At 35.5% G+C, this 16,374-nt stretch carries 16 protein-coding genes and 1 other RNA gene; 10 read left to right on the forward strand and 7 right to left on the reverse strand.

Annotated features, from left to right (window positions below):
• Positions 1–15 precede the first annotated feature (15 nt).
• Genes APB85_RS15925 through APB85_RS15935 form a run of 3 tightly spaced genes read left to right on the forward strand, consistent with a single transcriptional unit; the run spans position 16 to position 2,538 of the window.
• Positions 16–525, forward strand: a complete 510-nt coding sequence (locus APB85_RS15925) for an SRPBCC family protein (protein ID WP_057480850.1) — start codon at positions 16–18, stop codon at positions 523–525.
• 12 nt (positions 526–537) lie between these two features.
• The gene (locus APB85_RS15930; RefSeq protein ID WP_057480849.1) at positions 538–1,233 is read left to right on the forward strand and encodes an SDR family NAD(P)-dependent oxidoreductase; all 696 of its coding nucleotides are present in this window, start codon (positions 538–540) and stop codon (positions 1,231–1,233) included.
• Positions 1,234–2,538: a cryptochrome/photolyase family protein gene (locus APB85_RS15935; RefSeq protein ID WP_057480848.1), complete on the forward strand. Its 1,305-nt coding sequence runs from the start codon at positions 1,234–1,236 to the stop codon at positions 2,536–2,538.
• Here the strand turns inward: APB85_RS15935 and kdsB are convergent.
• Both kdsB and APB85_RS15945 read right to left on the reverse strand, forming a co-directional pair.
• Positions 2,535–3,278 carry a 3-deoxy-manno-octulosonate cytidylyltransferase gene (gene kdsB, locus APB85_RS15940; protein WP_057480847.1) on the reverse strand — a complete coding sequence of 248 codons (744 nt, stop codon included), beginning with the start codon at positions 3,276–3,278 and terminating at the stop codon, positions 2,535–2,537. The two genes, APB85_RS15935 and kdsB, sit on opposite strands and share 4 nt — an antisense overlap.
• Before the next feature lie 63 nt (positions 3,279–3,341).
• On the reverse strand, positions 3,342–4,778 hold the full coding sequence (locus tag APB85_RS15945) for an ATP-dependent DNA helicase (protein ID WP_057480846.1): 1,437 nt from the start codon (positions 4,776–4,778) through the stop codon (positions 3,342–3,344).
• 120 nt (positions 4,779–4,898) lie between these two features.
• On the opposite strand from APB85_RS15945, the gene APB85_RS15950 reads away from it, so the two are divergent.
• From APB85_RS15950 to APB85_RS15960, 3 genes are read left to right on the forward strand one after another with little or no spacing between them, the layout of a single operon-like run.
• On the forward strand, positions 4,899–5,549 hold the full coding sequence (locus tag APB85_RS15950) for a hypothetical protein (protein WP_057480845.1): 651 nt from the start codon (positions 4,899–4,901) through the stop codon (positions 5,547–5,549).
• Entirely contained in the window at positions 5,536–6,354 is an 819-nt protein-coding gene (locus tag APB85_RS15955; protein WP_057480844.1) for a DUF3822 family protein, read from the forward strand. The genes APB85_RS15950 and APB85_RS15955 overlap by 14 nt, the downstream gene beginning before the upstream one ends.
• Positions 6,351–6,893 carry an RsmD family RNA methyltransferase gene (locus APB85_RS15960; protein ID WP_057480843.1) on the forward strand — a complete coding sequence of 181 codons (543 nt, stop codon included), beginning with the start codon at positions 6,351–6,353 and terminating at the stop codon, positions 6,891–6,893. Before APB85_RS15955 ends, APB85_RS15960 begins: the two co-directional genes overlap by 4 nt.
• A 432-nt stretch (positions 6,894–7,325) precedes the next feature.
• Here the strand turns inward: APB85_RS15960 and rnpB are convergent.
• Positions 7,326–7,660, reverse strand: an RNA gene (gene rnpB, locus APB85_RS15965) — RNase P RNA component class A.
• Positions 7,661–7,793: 133 nt separating this feature from the next.
• Here rnpB and APB85_RS15970 point away from each other — a divergent pair.
• A complete protein-coding gene (locus APB85_RS15970; RefSeq protein WP_057480841.1) occupies positions 7,794–9,629 on the forward strand; it encodes a DNA polymerase III subunit gamma/tau in 1,836 nt (611 codons plus the stop codon).
• Positions 9,630–9,631: 2 nt separating this feature from the next.
• A complete protein-coding gene (miaE, locus tag APB85_RS15975) occupies positions 9,632–10,213 on the forward strand; it encodes a tRNA-(ms[2]io[6]A)-hydroxylase (protein ID WP_057480840.1) in 582 nt (193 codons plus the stop codon).
• A 59-nt stretch (positions 10,214–10,272) separates the two neighbouring features.
• Here miaE and APB85_RS15980 read toward each other — a convergent pair whose 3' ends face one another.
• The 4 genes from APB85_RS15980 to pdxH form a co-directional block, all read right to left on the reverse strand.
• A complete protein-coding gene (locus APB85_RS15980) occupies positions 10,273–11,169 on the reverse strand; it encodes a Ppx/GppA phosphatase family protein (protein WP_057480839.1) in 897 nt (298 codons plus the stop codon).
• Between the two features lie 173 nt (positions 11,170–11,342).
• Positions 11,343–13,454: a polyphosphate kinase 1 gene (gene ppk1, locus APB85_RS15985; RefSeq protein ID WP_057480838.1), complete on the reverse strand. Its 2,112-nt coding sequence runs from the start codon at positions 13,452–13,454 to the stop codon at positions 11,343–11,345.
• A 3-nt stretch (positions 13,455–13,457) separates the two neighbouring features.
• Complete coding sequence (locus APB85_RS15990; RefSeq protein ID WP_057480837.1) at positions 13,458–13,943, reverse strand: SixA phosphatase family protein; 486 nt, start codon at positions 13,941–13,943, stop codon at positions 13,458–13,460.
• A gap of 10 nt (positions 13,944–13,953) precedes the next feature.
• Positions 13,954–14,601: a pyridoxamine 5'-phosphate oxidase gene (gene pdxH / locus APB85_RS15995; protein WP_057480836.1), complete on the reverse strand. Its 648-nt coding sequence runs from the start codon at positions 14,599–14,601 to the stop codon at positions 13,954–13,956.
• A 314-nt stretch (positions 14,602–14,915) separates the two neighbouring features.
• Between pdxH and APB85_RS16000 the strand changes: the two genes are divergently transcribed.
• Positions 14,916–15,398: a hypothetical protein gene (locus APB85_RS16000; protein WP_057480835.1), complete on the forward strand. Its 483-nt coding sequence runs from the start codon at positions 14,916–14,918 to the stop codon at positions 15,396–15,398.
• 444 nt (positions 15,399–15,842) lie between these two features.
• Positions 15,843–16,349: a hypothetical protein gene (locus APB85_RS16005; RefSeq protein ID WP_057480834.1), complete on the forward strand. Its 507-nt coding sequence runs from the start codon at positions 15,843–15,845 to the stop codon at positions 16,347–16,349.
• Positions 16,350–16,374 lie beyond the last annotated feature (25 nt).

The raw sequence follows: 16,374 nt of genomic DNA on the forward strand, positions 1-16,374 counted from the left end.
TCAAATATAATTAGAATGAAAATCTACACTAAAAGATCGGTCCAAAAACTTCCTATTAGCCTGGAAAAAGCCTGGGAATTTCTCTCCAGCCCAGGAAATCTAAAGACCATTACACCAAACTATATGGGATTTAATATTATCTCTGGAGCCGATCGCCCAATGTTTGCCGGGCAAATTATTCAATATATAGTGACCCCTATAGCGGGAATTAAAACCAAATGGGTAACCGAAATCACTCACGTAAGAGACAAAGAATACTTTGTAGATGAACAGCGCTTTGGGCCTTATGCTTTATGGCATCACAAACATTTTTTAAAAGAAATACCCGGCGGTGTAGAAATGGAAGATATTATAGATTATAAGCTACCTCTGGGAATTCTGGGGCAAATGGCTCACCCATTTTTGGTGGCTCCAAAACTGAAAGAAATTTTTGATTACAGGCAGAAAAAACTTGTAGAGCTTTTTGGTGAATTCGATGAAAATAAAGTTAAAAACGCAACCCTAAAACAAGATATACTAAACTAAATAAATTGAATTATGGAAAAGAATATTTTACTTATTGGTGGCTCAACCGGAATCGGACTTGAAATCGCCAATCAACTGGTTAAAGAAAATAATGTAATTGTTGCTTCAAGAAATAAAGGCGAATTAAATGATGATATAAAGCATTTAGAATTTGATGTTTTAAAAGATAATATTGAAGATCTCGATTTGCCGGAAAAAATACACGGGCTGGTTTATTGCCCCGGCAGCATAAACCTGAAGCCTTTTAAGATGCTAAAACATAAAGATTTTGAGGAAGAAATGAATCTTAATTTCTTAAGTTTGATAAAAGTGGTTCAGGGAGTAATGCCGAAATTAAAAGAAGCAGAAAATGCAAGTTTGGTGTTTTTTAGCACTGTTGCTGTGAAAGTTGGAATGCCCTTCCATACTAGCGTTGCCGCCGCGAAAGGTGCAATTGAAGGTTTCGCAAAATCTCTCGCAGCAGAATATGCTCCCAGCCTTCGCGTAAATGTGATCGCTCCATCTTTAACCGATACTCCATTAGCTGAAAAATTATTGTCTAATGATTCGAAGAAAGAGAAAATGAGTGAAAGACATCCTCTTAAAAGGGTTGGAAATGCCAAAGATATTGCGAACGCAGCTACCTTTTTGTTAAGCGATGAAAATAGCTGGATCACTGGACAAATTATTGGAGTAGACGGCGGACTTTCAACTTTAAATATTTCGTAAATGAGCAAAGAAGTGAATATTTTCTGGTTTAGACGTGATTTGAGATTAGATGATAATGTAGGTTTTCTCGAAGCTTTAAAATCTGACAAACCGGTTTTACCAATTTTTATATTTGATACAGAAATACTGGATAAATTACCTAAAAATGATGCTCGTGTAACTTTTATACACGAGCAACTTCAGGAAATGCGAAAAGAAGTACAAGATGATTATAGTAGTTCTATCGCGATGTATCACGGCAAACCAAAGGAAATTTTTAAGCAGTTAATTAAAGAATATCAAATTGCAGAAGTATTCACCAATCATGATTATGAACCCTATGCAGCTCAAAGAGACAAGGAAATAGCCGAGCTACTTTCTGAAAATAATATTGAATTTCACACTTTTAAAGATCAGGTTATCTTTGAAAAGGATGAAGTACTAAAGAAAGATGGCGATCCTTATATAGTTTACACTCCTTATATGAGGGTTTGGAAAGAGCATTTCAAATCTCTGGATCTAAAAATTCATTATACAAGTCAGTACCTGGATAATCTTATTCAAAATACCAGGTTACCTAATTTAAGCTTAAGTGATATTGGATTCAAAACTTCAGAAGTTAAAGTACCGGATTATGATGTTACTCCAACTTTAATCCAACAATATGAGAACACCAGGAATATTCCCGGAAAAGATGGTACTTCGAGGTTAGGAGCACATCTTAGGTTTGGAACAGTAAGCGTTAGAAAGATGGTAAAAAAGGCAAATGCCGAAACAAATAAAACCTTTTTCGATGAATTGATCTGGAGAGAGTTTTTTATGCAAGTGCTGTATCACAATCCCGATACTGTCACTGAATCTTTTAAAAAGAAATACGACCGTATTGAATGGCGCAATAATGAAGAAGAATTTGAGAAGTGGAAATCGGGTAAAACAGGTTATCCATTGGTAGATGCCGGAATGCGACAGCTAAACAAGTCTGGATTTATGCATAATCGCGTTAGAATGCTGGTAGGAAGTTTTCTTTGTAAGCATTTGCTTATAGACTGGCGTTGGGGTGAAGCTTATTTTGCCGAAAAACTATTGGATTATGAAATGTCTTCTAATGTTGGAAACTGGCAATGGGTAGCCGGTAGCGGCGTTGATGCTGTCCCATATTTTAGAATTTTCAACCCAACTACACAAATTGATAAATTTGATAAGGATAAAAAATATATTAAAGAATGGGTAGAAGAATTTGGCACCGATGATTATCCAGAAAAAATGGTAGACCATAAAGAAGCCCGCGAACGGGCTCTAAAAGTTTATAAAGAAGCGGTTAGCTAATTGTTCCAAATTTCCCGGGCTTTATCAAGGTCTTCGGGAGTGTCTATACCAATGGTTTGCATTTGAGTTTCCACCATTTTTATATTTTTACCATATTCCAGGAATCGAATCGCCTCAATCTTTTCGGCAGATTCTAAAGAAAGCATCGGTAAATTATAGAAATCTATAAGCGCTTGTTTTCTAAACGCATAAATACCTAAATGCTTAAAATAAGTTACCTGCGCATCTGTATTTCTTGGATAAGGAATGGGAAATCTTGAAAAATACATCGCAAAGTCATTTTTATTGGTAATTACCTTTACGTTGTTAGGATTGGTAATTTCGTCACTTTCGGAGAGGGCAGTTTTTAAAGAGGCAAGATCTATGGCCGAGGCATCATCTTCCCTAAAAACAACTAGTAATTTTGCCAGGCTGTCTTTATCTATAAATGGTTCGTCTCCCTGTACATTTACCACGATATCAACATCCATATCCTGCACAGCTTCCGCGATTCGGTCGCTGCCACATTCGTGTTCCTTATTGCTTTTTATCGCTTTTCCGCCATTCTTATTTATTTCAGCAAAGATCTCATCACTGTCGGTTACCACATAAACTTCTTGAAAAAGTTCGGTGTTTTTAGCAGCTTCATAAGTCCTGGTAATTACTGTTTTACCGTTTAAGTCTTTTAAAAGTTTCCCCGGAAAACGAGATGCCTCATATCGGGCGGGAATCATTGCGATTATTTTAAGCGGATTATTCATCGAAAAAGATAGTTTTAGAGGTTAAATTTAGGTTTTAATATTTGAATCGAAGCAGATGCAAAACTATTTATTCAAGAAAAAATCATCTTTAAAACCTATTAGGTATAGCTTATCTGTTGCCCTTGTTACAGCGGTATAAAGCCATCTTAAATATTCTTTACCAACGCCTTCTGGCAGGTAAGGTTGTTCTATAAAAACGGTGTTCCACTGCCCACCCTGTGATTTATGGCAGGTCATGGCGTAAGAAAATTTGATCTGTAAGGCATTAAAGAACTTATTGTTCTTCACCTTCATGAACTTCTTATATTTAGAAGTTTCATCTTCATAATCTTTCATCACTTCCTGGTAAAGCTGGTTAGATTCTTCATAAGAAAGCGACGGCGTATTACTGGTTAGCGTATCTAGCATAACTACGGTTTCAAAAGGTCGCATTTTGGGATAATCTACCATTTGTACCTGAACTTCGGCAAAGCGAAACCCATACAGCTCCTTTATACCAAAAATCTCCAGGACTTTTACAATATCTCCGTTAGCTATAAATCCTGCTTCGGAATTAGGTTTTATCCAGAAATAATTATTCTTTACCACCATAAGATAATCTCCGGCTGAAATTTCTTCTTCCTGAAACAAAATACGGGACCTTATTTGCTGGTTATACAAATTCGCCCTTTTGTTAGATCGAACAATAAAACTGGTTTCTTCATTCCCTAATTCATTATAGCAATCTTCAATAGCATTCATGATCTCATAACCATCCTGTAGTCTAACCACATCTGCCTTTGGAGTAAGTTCAAATTGAAAACTATCATAAAAACCGTCTTGCAGGCTTTGCCTTATTTTCGTGGCATTTAATAGAATATCGCTTTCCTCCGCCTGCCGCACCACTTCGTCCAGTTCTATATGATTTACTTGTTTATTATAAGAAAATTGAAGTTTTTCAGCTTCCAGCGCAGGGCTAATTTCCATTTTTACCGGAGGTAGCTGTGCGGTATCCCCAATTAAGATAAGCTGGCAATTATGACCTGAATAGACAAATTGGATAAGATCGTCCAACAAGCTTCCATTTTCCATTAATTTGGAATTCGTAGGCGTATCAGAGATCATAGAAGCTTCATCTACAATAAAAATACTGTTTTTGTGTTTATTGGGTTGAAGCACAAATTGTACGCCGCTTCCACCACTTTTCTTCGGAAAATAGATCTTTTTGTGAATGGTAAAAGCTTCTTTTTTTGAATAATTAGAGATCACTTTTGCTGCTCTTCCCGTAGGTGCCAATAAAACTCCCGATTTCTTAATTTGCCAGAGATTTTTCACCAGGGTACTGATAATCGTGGTTTTACCGGTTCCGGCAAAGCCTTTCAATACAAAAAGTTCATCTTTATTATTGCTTAAAACGAAACGGGAAAGTTGCTGTAATGCAAGATCCTGTCCTGCTTTAGCCGTAAAACCAAGATCGCTTAATAGAAGTTTATAAAATTTAGAAGCATCAAGATTTTCCATAGAAGAATTATCAAAAATCAAAGATAGGAATGGATTTTTACGGAAGAAACTTTTACGAATAAAAAAAAATTGTAGATTTGTCGTGAACACTAGTAATTCTTAAAACAAAATTTAGAACGCATGAGACTTGCAATTCAATTACTTCTTTGGGTAGTTATTATAGGATTAGCCTACCTTACATTTAATGCTGTTTACGAACCAATCCAGTTTAATAAGATTAAAGAAAAGCGTTATGCGAAAGTAGTTGAAAACTTAAAGGACATTCGTGATGCCGAACTAGCCCACAAGGAAGTTGTTGGGACTTTTGAGGATGATTTTGATAAACTTGTAAAATTTTTAGATACCGCTGAATTTGCGATTACTCAGCGTCGTGACACTACTGTTTTAGATGAAGAATACAAAAAGCAATATGGTGTAGACGAATATATTGAAAAAGTTATTGTAGATACACTTGGATTTGTACCGGTAAAAGACTCATTATTTGACGGCGATAGAGAACGTTATACAAATATGATCAATGTACCCGTTGAAGGTGTAGATGCTAAATTTGAACTTGACGCCGGAAGCATCAAAAAAGGACAGACAGATATTCCTGTTTTTAGAGCCAGAGTTGCTAAGAGCGTTGTACTACAAGGATTAGACAGAGAGCTAATTTTACAACAAAATCAAGTACAATCTGTAGACGATATTAACGGCCGTTACATAAACGTTGGTTCTATGGAGGAAGTTAACACAAAAGGAAACTGGCCAACCCAATATGGCGACGAGTAACAGTACAGAACAAATAAATTTAGAACTGTCCATTCAGGTTTCCCTGGATGGACTTTCTTTTTGTACCCTAAATTCTGTCGATAATGAAGTGGTAGATTTTAAGAAGATACGCTTTACCCAGCAGCTTGATCCTATAAAGATCTTAGCCGAAATTGAAAAAATTTTTGAAGACGATAAAAGCTTAATTGAAGCCAAACAGGTAAAACTTATTTTTGACAATGCGCTCTACAGCTTTGTCCCCTCTACTTTGTTTAAGGAAGAAAATGCTTCAGATTATCTAAAATTCAATACCAAGATCCTTAAAACCGATTTTATAGCACACGAAGAAATTGGTCCTACCGAAATCATCAATGTGTATATTCCATATACCAATATTATTAATTTCTTTTTTGAAAAATTCGGTGAGTTTGAATATCAGCATCTCAGTACTGTTTTAGTTGAAAACTTACTGGAATTACCAAAAGTAGATAGACCACAAATGTTTGCTCATATTAAAAACAAGCAATTTGATCTTGTGGTGATAGAAAACGGAAAATTATTGCTTTGCAATTCTTTCAGTTTTACCGAAAAAGAAGATTTTTTATATTATATTCTTTTTACTGCCGAACAACTCAATCTAAAACCAGAACATTTTAGATTATTTTTACTGGGAGCCATTAGTAAAGCTTCTCCCCTATTTAAAATTGCTTTTGAATATATAAAGCATATCGAGCTTTTAGAAACCGATTTCAGCTTTAATAAAAAAGAAGAACTTACCGGTTTAAACGAACTGGAAGAATATGTTTTATTAAAATCATTTGTATGAGAATAATTTCAGGAACGAATAAAGGAAAAAGATTAGTTGCTCCTAAAAAGCTACCGGTGCGCCCTACAACCGATATGGCTAAGGAGGCCCTTTTTAATATCCTGAATAATACTTTTCAATTCTCTCAACTAAGCATTCTAGATCTATTTTCAGGAACCGGTAATATTGCCTATGAATTCGCATCCCGCGGAAGTAAAGAAATTACAGCAGTAGATGCGAACTACGACTGTGTGAAATTCATAAAAAAAACGGCACAGGAATTAGATTTTAATATCTCTACCATTAAAAGTGATGTTTTTAAATTTCTTGAGAAAGCATACGTAAAGGCCGATATTATTTTTGCCGACCCTCCTTATGATTTTGAGGAGAACGAATTTCTAAAAATTCCTCAAATCGTCTTCGAAAAAAACCTACTTAATCAAAATGGACAATTAATAATTGAACACTCTAAACACACCAATCTCTCAAATTTTCCTAACTTTATTGAAGCCAGGCGATATGGAGGTTCTGTATTTAGTTTTTTTGAAAATGTAGAATAGTTTCTTCTTATCAAGAAGAAAAAGCCAGAAGAAGAAAAAGCCAGAAAAGGCTTAAAACCATGTTATGACGCAGCGGATTAAAACTATAAAACTAATCGATATTGACCTGGAGTTTTACGACAGAATGGTAATTTCTAAAGTAAAAGAAGATGTTGTATTCCAGTTAGCACACGTAGAACAAATTCTAAGAATATGTAATGAGGTTTTTGAAGGTAGGAACTATGTATATATATCGAACAGAAGCAACAATTACAACGTTAATCCAACTATTTATTTTGAACTAAAAGAAATTAAATCTCTGTCTGGAATAGCTATTGTAAGTGAACGTTTTGAAGCATTAAAGGTGGCAAATTTCGAAAAACAATTTTCTCCCATTCCTTTTGATATCTTCTCTAACATGGATGAAGCCCGTGCCTGGGCAAAGACTTTATTAAAAAAAGCAGGCCTATAATCCGGATTCTGTTCCTCCCGGTAAAACCGGGATTCCCCTTATCATTTATCTCAGGTTTTTGTTGCCAAAAACTTTTAGCTGCCTACCCTCCGGTAGCAAGCGAGCAGCTTGCAAACACCGGTTTACATGGCATTGCACCGCATAGAGTTTACCTGATTTCACTACAGCATTACCTGTACATCCTTTCTGTTGCACTAGTCCTTATTTTATCTTGATTGCTCAAAATAAAATAGGTGGGCGTTACCCACTATGCCGCTCTTTGGTGTCCGGAATTTCCTCCATCGATTAAATCGGTGGCGATAAGGCGGCCTGCTTGATGCAAATGTAGTTTTTTAGTAAATAACCCAATTAAAAAATGTTGATTTCTTCCTGCTAATTGTTCAAAATTAAAAGCGTTTGCCTTAGAACTTATGGAGGCTATTTTTATATTTGTAGCTCAATAAATTTCAATGGAACATTTTATAGTATCTGCTCGTAAGTACCGCCCGCAAACTTTTAAAGATGTGGTTGGGCAACAAGCCATTACCAATACCTTAAAAAATGCCATTGAACACGATCACCTGGCGCAGGCACTGCTTTTTACAGGACCTCGTGGAGTGGGAAAAACCACTTGTGCCCGTATCCTGGCCAAGATGATTAACCACGACGGCACTCAAAGCCCTGATGAGGATTTTGCATTTAATATTTTTGAACTCGATGCCGCTTCGAATAACTCGGTAGACGATATCAGGAATTTAATAGACCAGGTTAGGATTCCTCCGCAAGTTGGTAAGTATAAAGTATATATTATAGATGAGGTGCATATGCTCTCTCAATCGGCATTTAATGCTTTTTTAAAGACTTTAGAAGAGCCACCACAGCACGCTATTTTTATCTTAGCAACCACTGAAAAGCATAAGATAATACCCACAATACTTTCACGCTGCCAGATCTTCGATTTTAAAAGAATTACGGTAAGTGATGCAAAAAACTACCTGGGATATATCGCACAGCAAGAAGGTGTAAATGCTGAAGAAGACGCTTTGAACGTTATTGCCCAAAAAGCCGATGGCGCTATGCGTGATGCGCTTTCAATTTATGACAGGGTAGTAAGTTTTAGCGGAAAGGAACTTACGAGACAGGCAGTAACAGAAAATCTTAATGTACTGGATTATGATACTTACATTAAGGTAACCGATCTTATTTTATCGAATAACATCCCGCAACTTTTATTAAGTTATAACGATATTCTTTCCAGCGGATTTGACGGCCACCATTTTATAAGTGGTTTAGCTTCACATTTTAGAGATCTTTTGGTTTGTAAAGACCAAAAAACCATTGAACTGTTAGAAGTTGGCGAACAAACCAAAGCCCGTTATTTTGAGCAAGCTTCTAAAACCAACCACCAATTTTTAATTAAAGCGATAGAGCTGGCGAATGAATGTGACTTAAAGTATAAGACCAGTCAAAATCAGCGTTTGCTGGTTGAACTTACGCTAATGCAGCTTGCCTCTATCACTTTTGATGGAGAAAAAAAAAAGTTTGAACAGTCAATAATTCCCGCTTCGGTTTTTGAAAAGCAGCCTGCACCACCTTCCAAGGAAGAAAAAAGCCTAGTTCGCGAAAATGAACACGGTGAAACTTCATCTGAAGCTCCAAAAGAAAGTCAGTTACCTTCAGGAGAAAACAAAACTCCAGATAGCCATTGTGCCGATGATAAAAAAGATAATTATCATTCAGAAGAAACCATGGTTCCTGAATCTACTGAAGCAAAAGAAGAACCAGCACCAGATCTTCCGCCTGCTCCAGAACCAAAACCGGTAACAGATTCAGGCATTAAAAAAGAAAAAGTTTCGGGACTTTCGTTAAAAAGTATACAGAAAAAACGCGAAATAGAAGCCCGCCAGCAAGAAGCTGCTCCTTCAAAAGATGTCGTGTTAAATGGTGAATTTAGCGAGACCCAATTACAGGCAACCTGGAATGATTACGTTAAGCGATTGAAAAAGCAGGGAGCTAAAATTCTAGCCTCCATTCTTGAAACAGATCTACCTAAACTTCAGGAGAAAAATCGTATTGTTATAGAATTGCCTAATGAAACGATGAAGATTAACCTGGAGCGTGAGCAAAATAAATTGATGTCTTACCTGAAACAGAAACTTCAGAATACAGAGATCAGGTTGGTTATTAATGTAAATGAGCAGTCGGCAAAGAAATATGCTTTCACTCCTATTGAAAAATATAATAAATTGAAGGAGAAAAATCCTTTGATAGAAAAACTACGAAGTACATTCGATTTAGACGTATAAATATGTTAGGATTAAAACTTCCAACGGACCCTCGTTGGGCAAATATAGCCGAAAAAAATATTGAAGAAATTCTTATAGATCACGCTTATTGCGAACAAAAAGCGGCTTCTACAGCAATTTCACTTATTGTTTCCTTCCCAGAATACCCGGAATTGATAGATGAAATGATCGCCCTATCCCGAGAGGAAATGGGACATTTTAAAATGGTGCACGAACAGCTATTGAAACGTGGCTACGTTTTAGGTAGAGATAGAAAAGATGAATATGTTAACCAATTAATTCGGTTTTTCCCAAAAGGTGGAAGCAGAACAACACAATTAGTTCATAGGCTCCTAATTGCAGGATTAATTGAAGCCAGAAGCTGTGAGCGTTTCAGATTGCTTTCAGAACAATTAAAAGACAAAGAACTCGCTGAATTTTACCATAAATTAATGGTGAGTGAAGCCAATCATTACACCATGTTCCTAAAGTTTGCCAGAAAGTATGGCGAGCGAGAGGAAGTAGATAGGAAATGGCAGGATCTACTGGATTTTGAAGCTGAAATTATGAAAGATCTCGGTAATGATAAAACCATTCACGGCTAATAGAACAAATTAAAAAACCCGGATAAATAAGTTTTATCCGGGTTTTTCTTTTAAGACATTTAGTTGTTATTATCGTTGTAAAGAGATTTTATAATCCCATCGGCCAGTCCTATTTTTGGTACAAAAATGTTATCGGCTCTGGCCCATTTCATAGAACTTAAATAAATCTTTGATGCAGGAATGATAACATCTGCACGGTCACTTTTTAGTTTTAGATCCATAACTCGTTCCTCGTAACTCAAAGAATTCAGCAAATCATTATATTTCTTAATATAAGCCAGGCTTAAAGGTTTACCTTCTTTCTTACCACTCGTTTTAAAGATGTTATTAATATTTCCACCAGAACCAATTAAATCTATCTTTTTATACGGCTTTGTGGTTTCTCTCACCCATTTCTCCATCTCTTCCCAGGCACCATCATCTATCAGGTCATTTAGTAAACGTACCGTTCCAACTTTAAAAGACCTGGAGGCCACGGTTTTTCCGCTGCTATAAAGCGTATATTCAGTACTACCTCCACCTACATCTACATACAGGTAATTACAGTCGTTCTTAATAAGTTCGTGTAGATCGGTAGCCGCAATAATGGCAGCTTCATGATTACCATCTATAATTTCAATTTCTACCCCGGTTTTTGCTTTTATTTTTTCCACCACTTCGGCACCGTTTTTTGCTTCCCGCATAGCGGAAGTAGCACAGGCTTTATATTTTTCGATGCCGTGAGATTTCATTAAAAGATTAAAAGCCTGCATAGTATCTACCATGCGCTCAATATTTTTTTCTGAAATCATACTCTTTTCAAAAACATCTTCTCCAAGCCTAATTGGAACCCTTACCAGGGAGGTTTTTCTAAAATCGGTATCTTCTCTACCCTTCTGTTCTGTAATTGTAGAAACTAAAAGTCTAACGGCGTTGGAGCCTATATCTATTGCTGCGTAGTTTTTTTGTGTAATCACTGGTTATAATTTTCTATTTTACTTGTTAATCGAGATTAAATGCTCCAGGGCTAATCTCGACATCAAATGATGTTTTTCAATATTAATGCTTCGAGAGCCTGCCCCGAAGTAGTTTAATTAACAAATAAGATTCCAATACTTAAGTGTATAAACTTAAAATACTATCTTTTAATTTATTTTTTTGCGGGTTCGGTTTCGGGTAATTTTTTTAAATAATAGTCGTATAGTTCAAACTGAGAACGATGCTTATTAATACTGCTATTTCTATAGGCATTATCTTGTTTTGAAGTAATCATTCTGGCTTTTACATTATCGTGCCAGCTAATATCAAAAGTTTCAATAATTTCCTTTTTAATATCTTCATCATAAATTGGACAGGAAATTTCTACCCGAAGGTCAAGATTTCTGGTCATCCAATCTGCTGAAGAAATATAGACTTTAGAATTTCCTGCATTTTTGAATATAAAAACACGCGGATGTTCCAGGAATTTATCTACAATACTTATTACTTCAATATTTTCGCTTAATCCTTCTACCCCCGGAATTAAACAACAAACCCCGCGTACAATAAGCTTTATTTTTACGCCTGCCTGGCTTGCCTGGTATAGCTTATCTATCATCGGATAGTCAGAAAGGCTATTCAATTTTAAAGCGATGCCAGAGGGCCTCCCTTCCCTGGAATTTTCAATTTCCTTTTGAATTAAACTCACAAAAGCATTACGGCTATAATGCGGAGAAACTATTAAATGCTTGTATTTATTGACTTTGTAATTTATTTCGAAGAAGTCGAAAACTTTATTGACTTCTTTCAAAATTTCGGGATGAGCGGTGAATAAGGTATAATCGGTATAAATGCGCGAAGTAGATTCGTTAAAGTTACCGGTACTAATAAAGCCATATCGCTTTGTTTTACCTTCTTCTTCTCGCTCTATCACGCAGGCTTTACAATGTACCTTTAAACCCGGTACTCCAAAAATTAGTTGAACTCCTTCTGCCTGCATTTGTTCGGCATAGCGAATATTGGCAACTTCATCAAAACGTGCTCTTAGTTCTATTTGCACAATTACCTTTTTGCCATTTTTTACAGCATTAATCAAAGAGCTGGCAATGTGAGATATTTTTGCCAGTCTATAAATGGTGATTTTTATAGTTTTCACCTTGGGATCTAATGCGGCTTCCCTTAAAAACTTAACCGTATAGGCGAAGCTTTGATATGGTGCATATAGAAGAAAATCTTTTTTGGCAATACTTCCAAACAAACTGGTTTGCAATATAAGTCCCGGAATTGGTAAAGGCTCTATAGGTTTATAAAGCAAATCTTCTCGTCCAAGACTGGGGAAATTCATATAATCACGTCGGTTATGGTAACGTCCGCCGGGAATAATACTGTCGGTAGATTCTATGCCCATCTTATTCATAAGATAAGATAAAGTATCATCGGCAATATTCATATCGTAGACGAACCTTACAGGTTCCCCCTTTATACGATCCTTAACACTGCTGGAGATTTTTTCAATAAAACTCTTACTCAAGTCACTATCTATATCCAGTTCGGCGTCCCTGGTAATCTTAATCATATGGGCCGAAATACTTTCATATTCAAAAATATTGAAAATAGTCCCAAGGTTATAACGAATTAGATCATCCAACAGAATGATATACTGGTTGCCATTTTCTGCAGGTAAAACCACAAAACGTTCAATACTACGAGGAATCTCTATAAGAACATATTTTTGCTCCTTCTCGGTCTTGTCTAATACCTTCGAAATACCTTTTTGTGGTTTTTCTTCTTTCATTACCATTTTTACAGCGAGATAAGCGGCACTATCTTTAAGGCTTGGAATTTCCTGGAGATCATTAAGAATAATGGTAACCAGGGCCGGACTTACTTTCGACAAGAAAAAATCTTTTATGAACTTCTGTTGAGAATCAGAAACTTGTTTCTCATTAATAATATGAATATTATGATCTTTTAATTGATGCTGAATATCATGCAAAACCTGTAAACTTTTTGCCTGGTGTTCTATAACTATTTGAGTGATCTCTTCCAGAAGTTTACTGGCTTTAATACCTCCCAAAACACTTTTCCCAGCTTTACCGGCGAGGTCAATACGCTTTACGGTTGCATATCTAACTTTAAAAAATTCATCTAAATTATTAGAAAATATTCCTAGAAACCTAAGACGTTCAATAAGAGGAACAGTCTCATCTTCGGCTTCCTGCAACACACGTGCATTAAATTGTAACCAACTGAGCTCTCTGTTTAAGTATTTCTTTTGCGGCATAAATTAGCGTAGGTTTTTAGGGAATAACTGTAATAAGGTTTTACCGGTTTTGAGGTCTCTCCAGGAATCGCAATCAAAATCTATTACACAGAGACCTGTGGTAGGCAAATTATCAAGAGGTTTATCACCCAGGCGATTAACCATACCCGTCATGGCGGGATTATGGCCAAAAACCATTAATTTTTCTATTTCATTAGGACAGGATTTTATTACAGATAATAATTGATTTTCGTCAAAAGTATACAAGTCTTTCTTTACAGTAAATCTATCCTCCGGAATTTGCAATTCCTCTTTAAAAAGTTTTGCTGTAGTGTGAGCTCTAACCGCAGGACTGCTCCATAATGTCAAATTTCCACTCACAAATTCCTTAAAGGTTTTCAGGACTACAGCCGCATCATTATAAGCCCGTTTTTTAAGCGGTCTTTTTTCATCGGGTAAATTATTCTCCCAGGAAGATTTTCCGTGTCTAACAAGAATTAGTTGTTTCATAATTTAAAATTTAAGGTGACAATCGGTTTCTTTCCCAGGTATCTTTTTCTATAAACTCATAGATAATCCTATCATGTAAACGATTATTTCTACCCTGCCAAAATTCAAAACTTCGTGGTGTTACCAGGTAACCGCCCCAATATTGCGGCTTTTCTACCTCCCTATTTTTATATCTTTCTTCTACCTCTTTTAATTGCAATTCCAGTTCTTCCCGGGATCCTAAAATATTACTTTGATTAGATGCCCAGGCGCCTAATTGACTGCCACGCGGTCTTGAAGCGAAATAGGCAGCAGATTCTTCTTCTGAAATTTTCATGGCAATACCTTTTATAATTACCTGCCGCTCTAATGCCGGCCAGAAAAATGAAAGACAAACTCTAGGGTTTTCTTCTATTTCTTTTCCTTTTTCTGAATTATAATTGGTGTAGAAACTAAAACCATTAACTCCAAAGGATTTTAATAATACAATACGATTTTTTGGGAATCCTTCAATGCCACAAGTGGCAAGACTCATTGCATTAACTTCTGCTATTTTAGGATGTGCCTCAGCTTCCTCAAACCATGCGGTAAATAAAGGTAAGGGAACGGAAGGAATATTTTCTTCTAAAAGCTCGCTTTTGCCGTAGCTCTGCCGATAATTTTCAAGACTTTTTTGCATTGTATTTTGCTTTGCTGCAATTTACAAGTTTTAGGCTGAAGACGGAAAGTTTTTGAGATGAGAATAGTCAGTTTAAAGATGAATAACGCAGCTTTAAAAAACTGACCTATGGATGAAATACATAATCATTCTATTATTTACATAATCTATCGATAAAATACATTGTCGATATTGAATTTATTGCATTTAATCCAATTATAAAGCAATATGACTAAAAGTTTTGATAATAATGCAATTAAAGGAACTCACTAATTAAATTTGTTTAAACCAATTATTAACAGCTTTCTCCCTACTTGAGCTAAAAACATTGAAGAATGATTTCTTACATTCCCTCTTTAGGTTCAAAAAAAAGTGCTTTCAAATATTTTATTATAGCTCTTCTCGCTATAAGTTTAGGAAGTTGTACTGCAGGCCTAACTAATCCTGATAGCTACCAGAGAAACCACGATGTCTATGCCGTAGACTTTAATCCACATAATTTAACTGAACTTGAGATCTTTAAAATGGATGAAGGTGACTGGGTTAAATATGAAACAGTAAAAAACGGACAAAGTGATCGTTATTCTATAGAAGTAAAAGACGGTTTTTTAACCGTTACTTCTCATAAAAATAAAATGGATGTGCCTACCTACCAAACCTGGTTAGATTATGCAAGGCAGGAATTAGGATATACTGTGCACGATGAATATGATATTTTTACTACCATAGAAGAAGGTTATATTTATGAAATTGACCTGGAAAAACATCCACTAATAGAAGAAAATGAACATAGAATTTTGATGTACGAACAAAAATAAATACTCCAACTTTTTAAGATTACCACCACCTTTTTACAGGGTGGTTTTTTTATTTCTGGACTTAAGGGTTTGGATTATTTGGCAGAGATTGTCTGAATACTTAATAATAATTTTCAAAAATTCAAACCCCTGATTTCCCGTAATTTTTGTCAAATAATTGCATTTTAACGAAAAAATATTGAATTATATCTAAAATAAAAGGCATTCAAGGTATTTCATAGATTTTCACAGTAATTTTATCTCAAGATTAACATTTATAAATAGGTCACCCCCAACTTTCCTATTGAACTTCCCCCAAAGGTTTTCCAAATGTAAATCTCCCCACAAGTAATTGTTTTAGTAAAACAATCTAGAATTGATCCCTTCCCTATGGATCAATAATTTTTGAACAGTGAACATTAAAATCAAACTTTCCAGAAAAAACTGGGAATTAAATTTATAATTATGAGAAGGCCATCTAATTTTCTAATAATCATAGCATTTATACTGGGTAATATTCTTGTTGTCAATGCCCAACAAAACTATACGATTACAGATTTCAACAAATTAATCGAGAATAATTCTACTCAAACCCGAAGTCAACAAAATTTCGATTCCGAAGAAATTGAGAAGCTACAAAATCTAGTATTTGAATTAAACCCGATGTTGATTTTTAAAGGAAATGAGCATAAAAAAATGGGAGAAGGCGATGCTCAACTTGTTATTATAGAGTCTTCTAATTTATCCCAATTGCACTCAATTAGTAATGAGATGCAAAGCGTAGTATTGATTTTAATTAAGCACTCCTCTATTAATAATCCTTCTATGCTAGACCTTAATTCTATTAAAAGCTCTTCCCTAAAGTATGTTTTAATAGAATGCGATTTTGAATGTAGTGCGGCTAACCTTCAAAATATATTAAAGAACACTTCTAACGTAAAAGTGCTTTACAGGATCACTTCAGAGCAATAAAATTACATTATCTACAAATTCAGGA

The sequence above is a fragment of the Salegentibacter mishustinae genome (genome assembly GCF_002900095.1).
Classification (GTDB): domain Bacteria; phylum Bacteroidota; class Bacteroidia; order Flavobacteriales; family Flavobacteriaceae; genus Salegentibacter; species Salegentibacter mishustinae.